This is a genomic window from Stieleria marina (assembly GCA_007741555.1).
Classification (GTDB): Bacteria; Planctomycetota; Planctomycetia; order Pirellulales; family Pirellulaceae; genus K23-9.
Map to the genome: position 1 here is coordinate 4,561,043 of CP036526.1, position 16,212 is coordinate 4,577,254.

At 55.2% G+C, this 16,212-nt stretch carries 8 protein-coding genes, 1 tRNA gene and 1 pseudogene; 8 read left to right on the top strand and 2 right to left on the bottom strand.

What is annotated here, in order from left to right; translation table 11 throughout:
• Nucleotides 1-733: 733 nt before the first annotated feature.
• Nucleotides 734-1,159: a hypothetical protein gene (locus K239x_RS16215; RefSeq protein WP_145419286.1), complete on the top strand. Its 426-nt coding sequence runs from the start codon at nucleotides 734-736 to the stop codon at nucleotides 1,157-1,159.
• Here K239x_RS16215 and K239x_RS28740 read toward each other — a convergent pair.
• Nucleotides 1,096-1,372 (bottom strand): annotated as a pseudogene (locus K239x_RS28740) (IS3 family transposase); the annotation flags it as partial. The gene K239x_RS16215 and the pseudogene K239x_RS28740 sit on opposite strands and share 64 nt — an antisense overlap.
• An 809-nt stretch (nucleotides 1,373-2,181) precedes the next feature.
• Between K239x_RS28740 and K239x_RS16220 the strand changes: the two are divergent.
• Nucleotides 2,182-2,367, top strand: a complete 186-nt coding sequence (locus K239x_RS16220; RefSeq protein ID WP_145419287.1) for a hypothetical protein — start codon at nucleotides 2,182-2,184, stop codon at nucleotides 2,365-2,367.
• A 140-nt stretch (nucleotides 2,368-2,507) separates the two neighbouring features.
• Here the strand turns inward: K239x_RS16220 and K239x_RS16225 are convergent.
• Nucleotides 2,508-2,581 (bottom strand) — tRNA-Arg (locus K239x_RS16225).
• Nucleotides 2,582-3,226: 645 nt separating this feature from the next.
• Between K239x_RS16225 and K239x_RS16230 the strand changes: the two genes are divergently transcribed.
• From K239x_RS16230 to K239x_RS16255, 6 genes are all read left to right on the top strand, one after another.
• A complete protein-coding gene (locus K239x_RS16230; RefSeq protein WP_145419288.1) occupies nucleotides 3,227-5,092 on the top strand; it encodes a BBP7 family outer membrane beta-barrel protein in 1,866 nt (621 codons plus the stop codon).
• Nucleotides 5,093-5,368: 276 nt separating this feature from the next.
• The gene (locus K239x_RS16235; RefSeq protein ID WP_145419289.1) at nucleotides 5,369-9,079 is read left to right on the top strand and encodes a beta strand repeat-containing protein; all 3,711 of its coding nucleotides are present in this window, start codon (nucleotides 5,369-5,371) and stop codon (nucleotides 9,077-9,079) included.
• A gap of 628 nt (nucleotides 9,080-9,707) precedes the next feature.
• Nucleotides 9,708-10,928, top strand: coding sequence for a DUF1559 family PulG-like putative transporter (locus K239x_RS16240; RefSeq protein ID WP_145419290.1), 1,221 nt, complete (start codon nucleotides 9,708-9,710; stop codon nucleotides 10,926-10,928).
• A gap of 348 nt (nucleotides 10,929-11,276) precedes the next feature.
• A complete protein-coding gene (locus K239x_RS16245) occupies nucleotides 11,277-12,551 on the top strand; it encodes a DUF1559 family PulG-like putative transporter (protein WP_419189033.1) in 1,275 nt (424 codons plus the stop codon).
• A 108-nt stretch (nucleotides 12,552-12,659) separates the two neighbouring features.
• Nucleotides 12,660-13,832, top strand: coding sequence for a DUF1573 domain-containing protein (locus tag K239x_RS16250; RefSeq protein WP_145419291.1), 1,173 nt, complete (start codon nucleotides 12,660-12,662; stop codon nucleotides 13,830-13,832).
• A 120-nt stretch (nucleotides 13,833-13,952) separates the two neighbouring features.
• Nucleotides 13,953-16,115: a double zinc ribbon domain-containing protein gene (locus K239x_RS16255; protein ID WP_145419292.1), complete on the top strand. Its 2,163-nt coding sequence runs from the start codon at nucleotides 13,953-13,955 to the stop codon at nucleotides 16,113-16,115.
• The last annotated feature ends 97 nt before the right edge of the window (nucleotides 16,116-16,212 follow it).

The following is a 16,212-nucleotide window of genomic DNA, read 5'->3' on the forward strand; positions in this document are numbered from 1 at the left end:
GAGCTTGGGCATGATCACCAGTCCAGGCGAGGGACCACTATAACAACCCGAATGGGCCGCTGCCCGCCCTTGAGTTGATCCAATCCAAGTTTCCTATCCCGATTTGCATCCAGAACGCACTATCCGGCTCTGAGCTTTGGTCCGGGCAGTACTGGCATCATTCATTAGCCTCCCCTCCGTAGAACTAGTGTCTGCTTTGGTTCGAAACTAAAGAATCCTGTTTACGTCTTCTTCGGGCAGGTCGGGCGCACAAACGGCCGGTTGAGAAAACAGCATGGAGGCGATTGGGAAGAGCCTGATAGATGCAATGTCGAGTTGCGACTGGCGCGAGGCCCGGGTGTCAGAAAGCGATCTAGGAAAAGCTGAATGCATCAACGAACAACTTCACTAGGCGCACTAATTGGACGCACTTCAATTGTAGCCAACATACTTCAAACATCGTTTCCGCAGTTGTGACGCTGCAAGATGCCGAGTTGATCACAACGACCAATGACGCGGCTTATTTATAGCCATGAAGTTGACGTGGATGCTAATGCGACTTCCGAAGTGGTGACTTTTAGTTAAGACGCATATGGCTCGAATTCGCGAAGTGTCGAGTCAACAAGCGGGACAAAAACTGTCGTGCAGGCTGTTCAAGCCAAACTTCAGTTTGGACGGAAGCAAAACAACGTTCGTCCGGCGTTATGCGGCCGACGGACCGTGCTGTGGAAGCTGGCTATCTTCTGTCTGTGTGATGAATGCCGACGGCAGCCGTTTGTATGAAATCATCACTGGCGAGGACAGCTTGAACACTGAACCTGCTTGGTCGCGAGACGGATGGAATCGGATCAGCTTCAACCGCATGAACGGGAAGGATCATAGGCCTCACTGTAATGACGCAAATGGGCAGCCTGGTGTGGAACAAAGGATCGGCCAGCGGGGTTGGATTAATCCACACTTGGTGGACGATCGCGTTTTTATTCAACAACATGGCGGCAAAAGTTTTCTGCTGTTCGCAAAAGGCGGAGCGACCATGCAGTACGACGTGTGGACTTGCCCACGAAAAGTTGACGGTGGTTCGGTCTTAACGGGAAGAAAAAAGGCGAGTTCTGACGATCAGGATTCGCCGACGAGTAAGGCTTCTTTTATGGATTGCTCAAAGTCGTTTGGACTTCGGTAGCCCAGTGACGAGTGTAATCGGCGGGATAGGCGGGCCTGTAGGATCACTGAATTTAGATCGATGCGACAACAGTATCGTGTTCGTGTGTGTCATAGATCTGCTGGGCTTCTGCGGCATTGTAGCTCTTAGAGAACGGCTCCATGGGTGCTCATAGCAGCTGCCACGACGACTCATGCTCCAAATTGCCTCATTTTTCTTGAGCCGATTTCGGAAGCCCCAGTGCCGCATATACAGTCCAACGTGGAGCGGCCCGCAATAATTTGCCGCTTTACTTCGACGCGTGGGTGACGCACACCTCACGCAGTTTGGGCAATTCGCATGCAGGCTCGTAGTATCGGCTGTGGAGACTTTACTCGACCGAGTTCTCGCAGCGGTCGCCTCCGGCTTGACGCTCCGGTGGCCGACGCCGGATGTTACGGTTTCATTGACCGGAGCGGCGAATCGAAAATCAAATACACCGAAGTTGGACGAGCCGACCTCAATCGCACATCTCGGCAACCTACAGAGATGCAACAGACCGAGGCCCTTTCGGAGACCTGGCTGCGATGCGTTGGAGTGCAACAGGCTAACGCGACCGAGCAATTCTAAGGTTCGCAGCGATCAGCCGCAAAGTTAGATTGGTAGTCGTCTTGATCGTCAGCAATAGCAACACGTAAGAAACCCCTCTTGTTCTCGCGATGACTCACTCTCATTCTTCGCGCCAATTTCGATGGACATGCCGAGAGCCGAGTTGCGGTCACGCATCGCTGATATCGACGCCCAGTTCTTCTTCGCTTGGCGGCGGAAGAAATGGCGCGGTGGGAAGGGCTGTCGGATGACTTTGCGGGTTAGCTAAATTCGAGAGGTCCGAACTATTGAAGATGGTTCGTTTGGTTCTGTTGTGTGGTCTCTTGGGTCGTTAGAATGCCGTCACAGGAGGACGAGGCTATGAAAGACATATTGTTGAAGAGTGTTCACGAGTCGCCGGAGAGCGGCTTGTGTGCGTTGGTGAGTGGAGAGCTGGCGACGCTCGTTGTTTCCAGATGCGTTGTATCGACGCTTGGGACTGGCTAGCGATTGGTCCCACTGAGACAAACCGTGGCGTATTCAAGTTCCGGCTGCTTCGTCACGAGAAGCTGGTTGAGCGCTATTCCAGTGGTCGACCGAAAGGCGACACGGAAGTCGTGGCCGACGACTTGTTTGTTTTTGACGGCGTTGCCGCAAAGTGACGCCGTGGTCAGTCATGTGAGCCAGAGTTGTCCGCTTGGGCAAGAGTCTCAAGCAAGTCGAGAAAGGCGGCGAATGCTTCGCTTTCTGCTTTGCCTAGTTGCAGATTTGACGCAAAAGCCCGTAAATCTGACAAACCAAGCACCCCCGGCAGGACTCGAACCTGCAACCTGCGCATTAGAAGTGCGCTGCTCTATCCAGTTGAGCTACAAGGGCGTGGTGCGGGGGCGATCGAAGGCAACTGGCGATCTTGCTGGTGACGCTTGCCAGGCTTGGATTCGACGCCTTTGCTAGATGACATGGTATCGATGCGGTTTCAGATCGTAAACGATGGCAATTTGTTCGCGCCGCGGAACTGTTCATTCCGGACCATTCATTCTCAAGTCCGAGCGTGAACTTGAATTTCAGCCGGCTCTGGGCGGAGAGTTTGGACTCGCTGCCTGGCGGCGCCTCAGCGCCCCATTCGTGTCTCCAAGGTTTCGCTGTAGGTAAGCGACGTCACACGTGATCTTGCCAGCCGATCGGGCTTTCTGAGGGCACATGAATGCCGGATGTTGGAATGATCCTGAGAATTGATTGGGAAACGCAGGGGTTGTGAAACTGACATCGAATTGCGAAACCGCTGTGTTTTACGGGGCCGGCATCGGTGGCGAACTTTAACGGTTAGGCAGAGTTTGCTGATTTTAAGGATTTTTAGGATTTAGGTTTCATCCTGTGAGGTTTCCTGGACGATATCGCTGGTGAACAGATCTTTCTGGGCCGACGGACGTTGGTTTTGCGAAAGATTGATCCCGGGGGGGATTACCAGTTTTTGAGAGAGTCAACGACAAAGGTTACGGTCGCAAAGGATGCGGTCAAACGATGTCAGTGACGATCCACTCCAGCCACACATTGGTGAATCCAGTGCCTAATTTGAAAACCTCCCTATGTCTCGCGATGACCATCGCGACGTTGGTTGCCTCGCAAGCTCCGGCTCAACAAAACACACGCAGCACGTCGGTTCGCAATACCGAACAAGCTGCCCGAGCCAGCTGGACACCGACACGCGGTCGTTCGACGGCTCCTGTCAATTCATCCGATCAACGTGTGGTTGCCAACACAGCCGCCAACCAGCAAGCCGCTGGCTTGGTACCGGCTCCGGTTCGCCGCGTTGCAACCAACCAACGTGTCGTCAAAACACAAACAGGTGTTCGCCAAGCTTCGCATCACAGCCGGACCGCGAACCACAATGGTGCGGTTCGTCAGACCAGCCACGCAGTTCGTGGTCGCTTACCAGCATCAGCGATGCCGGTTGGCACGGTGATCAGCCACGGACCTGTGATGGACGCCCCACTAGTTGACGGCGGTGTTTACGAAACGGACGCTTATCCCCTGGACGGCCAAATCAGCATGGCTCCGGTTCACGGCGGCGGCATTGCTTGTGACTGCGGTGCTCCATCATGCGGGCTGGAAGCAGCTTGTGGTGTCGAAGCGATCGGTTGCGGATGCGGTGCAGGTGGCTGCGACGGCGGATGCGATTCGATGGGCTGCGGCAGCGGCGGATGCACGACTGGTTGCGGTGGAAACTGTTCGATGTGTGGTGAACTGACCAGCGACCGAGCTTGGCGACCCGCTATCACGTTGCGGCTTCCACAAGACGGCTGGGCTTCGTTTGAAGCACTTCACTGGTACCAAGACGGCATGCGATTGCCGGCTTTGGTCACGACCAGCGGTGAAAACACAGCTCGTGCCGATGCGGGCGTCCTGGGTCAATCGGGAACACGCACTCTGTTTGGTGGCGAAGACGTTTTGGATCACCGATTCGACGGCTTCCGCACTCGATTCGGATTCTGGTTTGATCGTTGTCACACTTGGGGTCTGGGAGCCGAGTACTTCAACATCGGTCAAGAATCAGAGACTTTCTCGCACACGAGTTCAGGCACGCCGATCTTGGCTCGTCCGTTCTTCAACACGACCACTGGCTTAGAAGATTCCGAATTGGTTGCTTTCCCGGGAATCGTATCGGGTAACGTTACCGCACGAGCTTCAAGTGAACTGTTCGGTGGTGGCTTTCACTTGCGACACCTGCGTTGCTGCCAAGAAGGCTGCAAGAGCTGGTTGTTCTGTGGATGCAAATCTCACTACTGCAGTCGCAGCGAAACGATGATCGGCTACCGTTACTTGCAACTGGACGAAGACGTTTCGATCACCGAGAACCTGGTAGGAATCAACCCGACCGGCAACTTCGCGATTCGCGATAGCTTTGACACTCGCAATCAATTCAACGGCGTTGATCTGGGTTGGAAGTACCGTGTCACTCGCGGCTACTGGACTTACGACGCCATGCTACGACTGGCTGTGGGTAACACTCGCCAGACCGTTCGCATCGACGGACAGACCACGATTACCGATCCTAACAACCCACCTGCGACAACATCCGAAGGCGGCTTGCTGGCTCAGTCATCGAACATCGGCTTGCACAAACAAGATGAGTTCTCGGTGGTTCCCGAATTCAATGCCAACATTGGCTATCAACTGACGGACCACTTGCGAGCAACCTTCGGTTACACGTTCATCTACTGGTCCAACGTGGTTCGCCCCGGCGATCACATCTCGACGGATTTGAACACCGGGTTGTTGCCACCCGCAGTGACTCCGCTAACAGGTGTCTCACGACCGGCATTCGCCTTTGACACCACGGACTACTGGGCTCAAGGCCTGAGCTACGGATTTGAATATCGCTGGTAGAGAATTTGGCACCCTCGCTGAATTTTCAGACGTAAACATCCGATAATAACGATCGTGCAGAGTCCGAACGAACACTCGGACGATCGCTTCTGTGCCGGCTACACCGGTTGAATCGAACATCCCAAGTGACCGCTAAGTCGCTTGCTGCAAAGACGTTAGACGGACGCCCGCGATAAAAACATACCGCCTCAGACGATTGGGGCGCGACCTATACAAGCTGGATTCTTGCCCTGGCCCACCGGCGGCAGGATTCAACAACTACACAGGAATGTGATCATGGTTTGGCAACGATTGACTCGCCGCTGGAAAAATGACGACCAACCAAACGCCAGCAAGAAGAAGCGTCGTCGCCGGCTATCGATGGAGTCGTTGGCCAAACGCGAATTGCTGGCATCTGACTTTGGTGCGATCACAGGAACCGCTTACAACGACGCCAACGACAATGGAATCTTTGATGCCGGTGAAGTCGCTCTGGCCAATGTAAACATTTCCATCACCGGTCCGGTCGCTGCTTCGACGACGACCAACGCATCGGGTGAATACCGCTTTGACGATCTGACGGCTGGCAACTACCAAGTCACCCAAGACCCGCCCGCACCAACTGGATTCAATCCTGCTCCTGGCGAAAGCCCTCGTGCCATCACCGTGACCGTCGGTGACGCAGCGGGCCAGAGCCTGATCACGATCGACGATTTTGATGGCACGACCCAAACCGTCGACGCCGTGTCGACCGGAACAAACCCCAACTCCAGCAGTGTCGGTGACGCCGCAGTCATCGGGGGCACACGCGACCTGTTCGTCACCGTGACCAGTGCAACGGGTTCGGCAACGGTTTCATCCAATCCGGGATCCAATCCGGGATTCTTGGAAATCAATCCTTCGTCAACCGCCGCTGCCACCTACCTGTTCACGTATGACGGCGACAACGACGCCACGACGTTGACCGCCAATGGTCTGAGCACTGACTTGACCCAAGGCGGCAACGCGACGGCTGTCCAAGCGGTCCTGGGTTTTGACATCGACCCGGCTTCGACGGCCAACGGCACGTTCGGTTTGACTTTCCACACCGACGCTGCCAATTCGACGACGTACACATTTGCACTGCCTGACACGGCCGGAGCCCCCACGGCGGAACTGTTGATCCGCTACAACGGAGCCGCCGAACTGATCAATGGTGCATCGACGATCAATGCAGCCATTTCCCAGACCGGCGCCGGTGCTGACTTTACCAACATTGGTGCGATTCAACTGGCCTTGGACAGCGATGGCGAAGCTGCCGTGGACGGAATCATCGATTTCCTGCGTGCGATTGGCCCCACGGAAATCGTAGCGAACTTTGCCAACGATGAGATCACGCCCCTGGTCAACATCGAAAAATCAACCAACACAATCGACGCCGATACAGGCACCGGACCGCTACTAGGCGTCGGCACGACCGCGACGTTCCAGTACGTGGTGACCAACCCTGGCAACACCGCGTTGGGAACCGTGACGGTGACGGACGACCAAGGTGTCACACCGGTATTGATCAGCGGCGACACCAACAGCAACAACATTCTGGAAACCACCGAAACGTGGATCTACGAAGCCACGGCCACGGTGACCGAAGGCCAGTACACTAACATTGGTACGGTCACCGGTAACCCAGTCGATGCCAACGGCGATGACATCGCTGGACTTCAGGATCCGACTGACACGGACCCCAGCAATCACTTTGGTGCTCGTGCTGAGATCGACATCGAAAAATCAACCAACACCGTCGATGCTGACACTGGCACAGGGCCACAACTGGGCGTTGGAACCACTGCAACCTTCCAGTACGTCGTTACCAACACGGGTAATGTTTCGCTGGCAACGGTGACGGTCACAGACGATCAAGGCGTGACACCGGTTCTGATCAGCGGTGACACGAACAGCAATAACATTCTGGAAACCACCGAGACCTGGATCTTCGAGGCCACTGCGACCGTTACCGCCGGCCAGTACACCAACATCGGTACCACCAGCGGCAACCCGGTCGACGACACCGGAGCGGACATCGCTAACTTGGCGGACCCAACGGCTACCGACCCCAGCAATCACTTTGGCGTCGCAGCTGGGATTCAGATTGAAAAAGACACCAATGGCGTCCAAGCCGACACCGGCACGGGCCCGCAATTGATCGTCGGCAGCACAGCGACGTTTACTTATGTCGTGACCAACACAGGATCGACTTCGCTCGGTTCGGTCGCGGTAACCGATGACCAAGGTGTCGCAGTCACATTCGTCGATGGTGACACGAACAGCAACGGGATCCTGGAAACCACCGAAACCTGGAACTACACCGGCACATCGGTTGTCACTGCTGGCCAGTACAACAACGTAGGTACCGTCGTCGGTACTCCCGTCGACGGGACGGGAACAGCGATTCCGGGTTTGACGGAGATTAACGACACTGACCCCAGTGCTCACTTCGGCGTGACCGCCAGTATTCAGATTGAAAAAGACACCAACGGTTCACAGGCTGACACCGGCACCGGGCCTCAATTGGCCGTCGGCAGCACGGCGACGTTTACTTACGTCGTGACCAACACAGGCACTGCATCGCTGGGATCGGTCAACGTCAGTGACGACCAGGGCGTCACCGTAACGTTTGTCAGCGGTGACACCAACAGCAACGGCATTTTGGAAACCACCGAAACGTGGACTTACACCGGCACCCGGACTGTCACAGCCGGTCAGTACAACAACATCGGTACGGTCACCGGCAACCCAGTTGACGGCAACGGCACCGACATCGCCGGAGCGACGGATGTCACCGACACCGACCCAAGTGCTCACATCGGCATCACTCCATCGATTCAAATCGAAAAAGACACCAACGGCGAACAAGCCGACACTGGCACGGGACCTCAATTGGCCGTTGGCAGCACCGCCACGTTCACCTATGTCGTGACCAACCCCGGCACGACGCCCATCGGGTCGGTTGCCGTGACGGATGACCAAGGCGTCACGATCACGTTTGTGGGTGGTGACACCAATAGCAACAATGTTCTGGAGTCGACCGAAACGTGGACTTACACCGGAACTCGTACAGTGACCGCCGGTCAATACAACAACATCGGTACGGTCACCGGTACACCCGTCGACGCCAACGGAACGGCTTTGCCAGGTGTTGCCAACGTCTCGGACACGGACCCGAGTGCTCACATCGGTATCGCACCGGAGATCAGTCTTGAAAAAGCCACCAACGGCCAAGACGCTGACACAGCAACCGGGCCTCAGTTGGCAGTCGGCAGCACCGCGACATTCACCTACGTCGTGACCAACCCCGGTGCCACTGCACTTGGCAGCGTCACGTTGACCGACGATCAGGGAGTTACCACCACGTTGGTCAGTGGTGACACCAACAACAATAACATCCTGGAAACCACCGAGACTTGGACCTTCCAAGGCACCACGACCGTCACAGTGGGTCAGTACACCAACATTGGTACGGTATCGGGCAACCCGGTCGACGCCAACGGCAATGACTTGACCGGATTCGCCAACGTGACCGACACGGACCCAAGCAACCACATCGGTGTGGCATCAACGATCAATATCGAAAAGGCTACCAACGGCCAAGATTCAGATGCTCCGACGGGCCAGCGATTGGAAGTTGGTTCGACCGCGACATTCTCGTACGTGGTGACCAATACAGGCCTGTCGCTCAGCAACGTCGTCGTGGTTGACGACGGGGGGACCAGCGGCGTGACCACGGACGATTTCACTCCCACCTTCAACGGCGGTGACACCAACAACAATGGACAGTTGGATCAAGGCGAATCGTGGCTGTACTCCGCAACACGAATCGTAACGCTCGGTCAGTACACCAACGTGGCGACCGTCACGGCCGATAACCCCGGTGGTGGCAACGATTTGACCGATTCGGACGCCAGTAACCACCTGGGCATCACGCCGGGTGGACAGCTCTCCAAACGTGACTTCTTGGCCAGCACGACGTAGAGTTGACCAACTAGCTGCTTGAGAAAAGCCATTTGTGATTGAAACGGCCGCGCTCTGTTGGGAGCCGGTGTTGATGACCGAGCGTCGCCGAATCAATCACATCTCAAAGCGAAAGTGCTCGATCATTCCGGGGGGAAACGGTCGAGTGGCTTTCGCTTTTTTTATGCGCACACCGTCGCCACTGCCAACCCTTTCTTAACACTTCTTGCGCGACTTCTTCGCGCCCCCAGCCACTTCAGCGCCGTTTTTGAAGAACCGATGAAGGCCTGATGTGTTCTTTGCGAGCAAACATTGCATTCGCACAAACGCTTGCAATAACTCTGCGTGTCGCATTTGCGAAACGCTTTTCCTGCACGCGAAACCCGTCATGGATTGGCGTCACCCACAAAGTGATGCGATGACACAACGCCATGACCGTCGCCCTATTTCGCGACGGTAAAGACTGCCGAGCAACTTTAACCAGATGCTAACAGACTTCCTGTCTCAGCTTCGCAATCAGTTGCTTTAATCACAATCATCACAGCAAGGCTCCACCGGCGACTGAGTTCACAACCTTACGTTGACGACAAGACGGAACGGCTCGCGGATCCTTGCTGATGGATTTCCCAAACTAAGAGAAAACCAACGGATGTCTCTTCAAAAACGCGCAGTCGGCAACCGATTTCAGCGTGCATTCACGTTGGTCGAAATGCTGGTGGTGATTTCCATCATCGGTCTGCTGGCTTCACTGCTGCTACCAGCGATCACCAAAGCTCGCGGGGCTGCACGAGCCATTCAGTGCAGCAGTAATCTGAAGGATTTTGGCATCAGCATGCTGCGACGTGCGACCCGGATGCCTGACAAACAGTTTTGCACGGGCAACTTTGACTTTCTACGTGACGGCGTCCCCACGGAGACCGGTTGGGTCGCGGACTTGGTCAACGATGGTGTGCTGCCTAGCGAAATGATGTGCCCCAGCAGCGAATGCCGTACTAGCGCGGCGGTCGAACAAGTCCTGGCTGCTCCGGTTTCCAGTTTTGACCTATTCAAATCCAGCAACGTCGTCTGCATCGATCGACTTGGTGACCAGCCGTATCAAAGTGCGACGGGTCGAACCATCAAGAACATCGCCTGGACCGTTCATGACGAAGCGCTGGCGACCGGATCGCCCGAACGCGTGGCCTTGATTGATTCCAAAATGTTGCAAGAAGGCTACAACACCAATTTCGCAGCGACCTGGTTCTTGGTTCGCGGCGGCTTGGATCTGAACCAAAGCGGCAACCCCAATCCCAAAACCAGCTGTCCGAATCTGGATCCACTCGGTCGCAATGTCACCAAAGGTCCACTAACGCTAAAAGCACTTGGCACCGCCAAAGCACCTGCCAGCACGATTCCGTTGCTGTGTGATTCGTGGCCAGCCGGTTTCGTGTCCGCCACGATGGGCGACATCGCCGGCGGATCCATGTACGCCCGTTCGATGGTTGGCGGACCAATCGGCAGCCGACACAAAATCGACACCGATGCTGACGGAACCGTCGATGCCCCGAGCACTTACTACTTGAAATCGCCTTCGTTTGCGTCGGGTCACTCACAAACCGGCGCCAACGGCTGGACCAAAGTGTGGAACTACGACACTCGCCAAGACTACCGCGGCATCGCACCGCTCCATGATGGCGTCGCCAATGTGCTGATGGCCGATGGAAGCGTGCAACGGCTGTCCGACGACAATCGCGATGGCTACATCAACAACGGGTTTGATCCGTCGTCGGCATCCACGACGGGGCTGTACTGGACTTCGCCGGACATTGAAGCCGGCCGCATGAAATTGGCCAGTTTCTATTCGCTGTACTCCAAGGGCGAAGGCGGCTAACCACGTAAAACATCGACCAGAACATCGACCAATCTTTTCTTTTCCCAGACTCATCCAAGGAACTTGTCTTCAAACACCCGCTGCCCACCGGGGCAACCGTTGAAAGCGGTCCGAACCCGCTTCGACAACTTTGTTCAATCCACTGTCGGGTCAGATGACCCAACGCAAAAGCAATCGTTTTTTTATGAGCGGAGCGTGTGGCGAAAATCGAACGCTGCTTTTCGGTGCAACGAAAAGCACGTTCTAGCGAATCTCGCTAGCAGATCATCACCACACAGCTCCACCTGTTACTTCCCATCTTGACGGAAAACGAAAACTCCGTCGAGGCAAAATTGAGAGAATCTGACCATGTCGCGCATGCGAAAACAAGGTTTCACACTGATCGAATTGGTAGTGGTCATCGCCATTATCGCCCTGCTGGCCGCACTGTTGTTGCCCGCTATCACCAAAGCACGCGAAGCTGCCAGAACAGCCCAGTGCCAAGCCAACCTGAAAAACATCGGGGTGGCTCTGTTCAAATACAGCAGCCGTACGCCCAGCAGTGCCTACTGTTCGGGTGCCAGCGATTTTCGTCGCGATGGATGCATGGATACTTACGGCTGGGTAGCTGACGTGGTCAACGTTGGCGACGGCAACATGAACGAATCGCTTGACCCCAGTAACCCACTGCGTGGTAGCGAAAAATTGAATGACTTGCTCGGGAAAGACACCACCGACGCAAAAGACGCCGCCCCCCTGACTCGTCTGAACGCGGGACTGTGTGGCAAAGACAATTGGAAAGGCGTTACCGGCACCGGAACGGGTACCACGTTTGCATCGACGGACATCGACACGATCGAACGTGCCGAATTGGTTTCGCGTTACTTTCTGACCGGTGGCTACAACACCAACTATGCCGCTAGCTGGCACATGGTCCGCGGAATGGTCAAAACCGACGTCAACGCAACAACCACCCCAGTCAGCTTGATTACTGCCGCAGGCGGTGGTTTCAAGGGTCTCGGCGGATCAACGGGCCCTCTAACCGCCAACATGCTAGAACGATCACGAATCAGTTCCAGCAACGTGGGCATGATTGGTTGTGCATCGCCCGGCGACATCGACGAAGCGATTTTGTCGCAAACGATCAGCCACGACGGAGCAGGCGTGTTTGCTCAAGGCAAAGCTGACAAAGCCGAATACATCGGTGCCGGTGCTCTGTTGACCGAAGCGTTCAACGATGGACCAGCTTACTGGGACGACACCAGCAAGACCCTGAACCTGATTGGAGCTGGCGTTTCCTTGCAAGCCCAGTTGGCATGCGAACGAGGCGAGCCAACGACATCGGGATGTCCCACACCAACCGGAACCGCCACAAGCGGCAACGGCGTGTACGCCCAAGACACGCGTGACTGGTTCGCCGTTCACGCAGGTGCTTGCAACATCCTGATGGCTGACGGCCACGTTCAAGTCTTCAACGATGCCAACCGAGACGGATTCTTGAATCCTGGTTTCGGCGTCAACGGGTTGACCGACGACGAAATCTCGGCCGTTGGTTATGCCGACGACACGCTGGAAATGCCACGCGACAAGTTCTTCGCCGGTGTTGTCCTGAACGACATGTACTTCAAAGGCAAGTTCGAGTAATCGACGTCTCCTTTTAGAAGTACCTTCGACGCACCCTTGCAGTCGCTACCACTGCGAGGGTGCATTTCCCATTGGCATGCAACCAAAACACCTCTTTGATTTAGATTTATGAAACGATTGTCCAGAGTACTGTTGGGAAGTCTCGCGGGAGCCGCCTGCTTTGCAGCCGCTTCGCTGGGCATCACGTCGGCAGTTACCTACAAACCTTTTGGTGTGCCCGATCATCTCCGAGAAAAATACGACCGCAAGGTCGAACACCTCGTCCAACAGGAGCAAGCCGCACGTGCCCCCGGTGCCAAACCTGTCGCCCGAGTATCAGCATCGACTCACGACTTTGGACTCCTTGATCCACACTCCACCGCCAGCCATTCGTTCACCGTCTACAACGATGGCGATTCCCCGTTGGAGCTGGACGTCTACGATTCAACTTGCAAGTGCACCGTGGGCAAATTGCGACAAAAGTTTGTCGATCCAGGCGACAACACCCAGGTCACTTTGACTTGGAACACGGGCTACAAAGACGACGACTACAAGCAATCGGTCACGTTGATGACGAATGACCCACGCAAAAAGATGCTTTCGCTAAGCGTGCTTGGAACGGTCAAAGCGGAGCTGGTCTTACCTGCAAAACTACCCATGTCACGCTGTAATCTGGGGGAATACTCCAAAGCCGACTTCCTGATCTACAGCCAACTCTGGCCCGATTTTTCAGTCGAAAACATCACGAGCGATCTGAACGCATTCACTTGGTCGGTCGAACCATTTTCCGTGGACGACGCCAACTTGGGCGACGCACAAGCCCGCGCCGCGTGGAAAGTCACCGTCAAAAGCCAGCGCATTTCCTATGGTTCATTCGACGAAGAATTGCAGGTCACGATCGACCCCCGCAACGGCGACGACACCGTGATTCGCACGATTCCGGCGTCCGGAAAAGTGCGCCCGCCAATCGGCTTTGTTAGCCCGTTGCTGCACAACCAAGAAGGCCTCGTTCTGGGCACGATGCCAAAAGGAACCGAGCGTAGCTTTCACGTCAACGTTCAAGCTCGCAGTCTGAGCAACCACACCGTCGAAGTGCTGGACTGGGAACCCAAAGAACTGAAAGTGTCGATCGCTCCCGAGCAACGCCAAGGTTCCTACCGACTGACCATCACGATTCCCAAAGATTGCCCACGAGTGGTTTTCCATTCCGATGATCAGCATGGATACGTCCAAGTGGGTGATCCAAACTCCGACCAATACTCGAACTGGTTTCCGCTTCGTGGTGTCGTCTGCGACTTGTAAACGTCGAAATCTGGCGACGGTTTCCAGCCGGCAAACCAATCGTTCGTGTAATTCGCACGAAGCGGTTTGCAAAGATTCGTTAACCGACGTGTCCAAATAGAAAAGCAAACATTCTGAACCATGTCTACCGACCAAACGCTTCCGGACCGTGGCACCGCAGCATCCAGCGCAGCAGCCAACACCAATCAATGTGGATCGTGTCAGACGACCAACACCAAGGAATCCAAATTCTGTGCTGGCTGTGGTCAATCGCTCTACGAGCCGTGCGTATCGTGCAACGCAACCGTCATGCTGACTCAGCGATTCTGCGGATCATGCGGTGCCGATTTGGACGAATCGCTGAATGCAAAACGCGAGAACAACAATTCACAAATCGCAAAATCGGTGGCATTGGTCAAGGAAAATGATCACGACCAAGCCATTCAGATACTGCGTAGCGTGATCAAAACCGACGACTATCGCTTGTCCGAATCGATCGAAAAGGCCGAGCAAGTCCTGCAACGAGTGATCCATCTGCGAGAGCGAACCGCTGCGGACGTCGCGCAACTCCAAGATCAAGCGAAAGCCGCCGCCGAAGCAAGTGATCACGAACGCGTCATCGCTTGTCTTGAGAAACTTCCCAAGCAGTTACTTTCCGATGATTCCGCCAAGCTTCTGCAGCACAGCCGGTCCACGATCGAGCAACTGATGTCGCTCAATGCTGAACTGCAAGCAGCGATGAAGGCAAGTAATTGGAAACTACTAGGCCATTTGGTAAACCGCCTGCTTTCACTGGCACCGGAGAATCCCAATTATCAAAAAATCGCCCCCAAGGTCGCAAAGCGATTGTTCGCGTCGGCGGAGAAGCGGTTTGCCCTGCATGATTTTGATTCAGCGGCGGACTGCTTGGACGCCATTCCTGACTGCCAACGCGACGAAGAATTTGACACACTGGTCGAACGAATCACCGATCTTCGTTGGATCGTTTCAGAAGTCGACCGCGAACCGTTCGCAACCGTCGGACTTGGCCGCTTGGCTGTCCGATTGGCCAAGCAAACCGACACTGATGAAAGCAAGAAACGCGTCAAAGACCTCGCCGCCACGATCCGAAAAACACCCCAACTACCGCACGCACTGAATCGGTGGAAAGGCAACGCGAGCAGCTGGATGGGTGGCGAAATTGGCATGCTGGGACAAGTCACGCGTATCAACGTGTCAGATGAACTCCGACTGCAAATGCTGAAAAACCCTTCGGGGTTTTGCATTGCAATTGGCTTGGCCATCCAAGGCATGGGCAAATCGCGAATAAGCGATAGTTTTCTGCCCAGCAAGAAAGGACTGCTCAGTTCGCTGACGCGCAAGAAATCAAAATCAGCCTGGGGCATTGATTTGGGCACGACGGGTTTGCGAGCCGTGCAGTTAGTCGACACTCCCGACGGACTGTCCATCCAAAACATCTACACCGATGTTTTCGACGCTCCGACGGACGACCAAACCGGATCTGCCAAGCAGGACCAAGCAACGCCAGACAAGAGCGTACAAGGCCTGCAGAAATTTGCGCAGCTGCACGCGGACATGCTTGCCGATTCGCCGATCTGGACCAATCTATCAGCACCAGAAATCGTCAACCGTCTGGTCAAGCTGCCGCCCTTGAAAGACAAGGTAGCGGCAGAAGCGTTGGACCAAGAGGTATCGCGAATGATTCCAGTGGACGCCTCAGAGCTGGGAATTGTGCGCTGGTTATCACCAATGCCGGACGATGAAACCAAAGGACGGCCGGCAACCATTGCCGTGGCCCGAAACGCTTCGATCCAAAAACAAGTCAATCGATTCGATACCGCAAATCTTCAAGTTGCCGGAGTTCAATCCGATCCAATCGCGTTGGCCAACTTTGTCGCGTACGAATTTGCCGATCAACTGAAATCGAAGGACGATGAACACGACGACGCAATTGCCATCGTGGACAGCGGAGCGACTAGCACGTCCGCCATCATTGTCTCCGCCCGAAGTTGTGCCGTTTGGACGTTTGAGCACGCCGGCGATGAGTTGACCAAAACCATCGCTCGGGAAACCAAGAAAACGCTGACTGACGCCGAAATCCTCAAGCTAAATCCGGCATCGATCCAGCATCCCGCGGCGGTTTTTTCCGAGATCGAAATCAAGTACGAAAGTCTCCGTCAACGACTGGAGCGGTCAGTCTCCAAAGCTCAGGACGACCGCGACGCTCCCACTGTTATTCAAACCTGGATCGTCGGTGGCACGACTCGATGCCACGGTTGGGTCCGCCACGTGTTGACCAGCTAGCACCGCACCTTGCCATGATCTCCCCATTGAGCCCTCACAATTTTCGCACGACTTTGGCTCGTTCGGTTCGAAAGGAGCTGACGCTGGCAAGCAGTTC

What these genes read in the sequence shown, in the direction of transcription:
- K239x_RS16215 (WP_145419286.1), top strand. Translation starts at nt 734, where the DNA reads ATGAATGCCGACGGCAGCCGTTTGTATGAAATCATCACTGGCGAGGAC.
- K239x_RS16220 (WP_145419287.1), top strand. Translation starts at nt 2,182, where the DNA reads ATGCGTTGTATCGACGCTTGGGACTGGCTAGCGATTGGTCCCACTGAG.
- K239x_RS16230 (WP_145419288.1), top strand. Translation starts at nt 3,227, where the DNA reads ATGTCAGTGACGATCCACTCCAGCCACACATTGGTGAATCCAGTGCCT.
- K239x_RS16235 (WP_145419289.1), top strand. Translation starts at nt 5,369, where the DNA reads ATGGTTTGGCAACGATTGACTCGCCGCTGGAAAAATGACGACCAACCA.
- K239x_RS16240 (WP_145419290.1), top strand. Translation starts at nt 9,708, where the DNA reads ATGTCTCTTCAAAAACGCGCAGTCGGCAACCGATTTCAGCGTGCATTC.
- K239x_RS16245 (WP_419189033.1), top strand. Translation starts at nt 11,277, where the DNA reads ATGTCGCGCATGCGAAAACAAGGTTTCACACTGATCGAATTGGTAGTG.
- K239x_RS16250 (WP_145419291.1), top strand. Translation starts at nt 12,660, where the DNA reads ATGAAACGATTGTCCAGAGTACTGTTGGGAAGTCTCGCGGGAGCCGCC.
- K239x_RS16255 (WP_145419292.1), top strand. Translation starts at nt 13,953, where the DNA reads ATGTCTACCGACCAAACGCTTCCGGACCGTGGCACCGCAGCATCCAGC.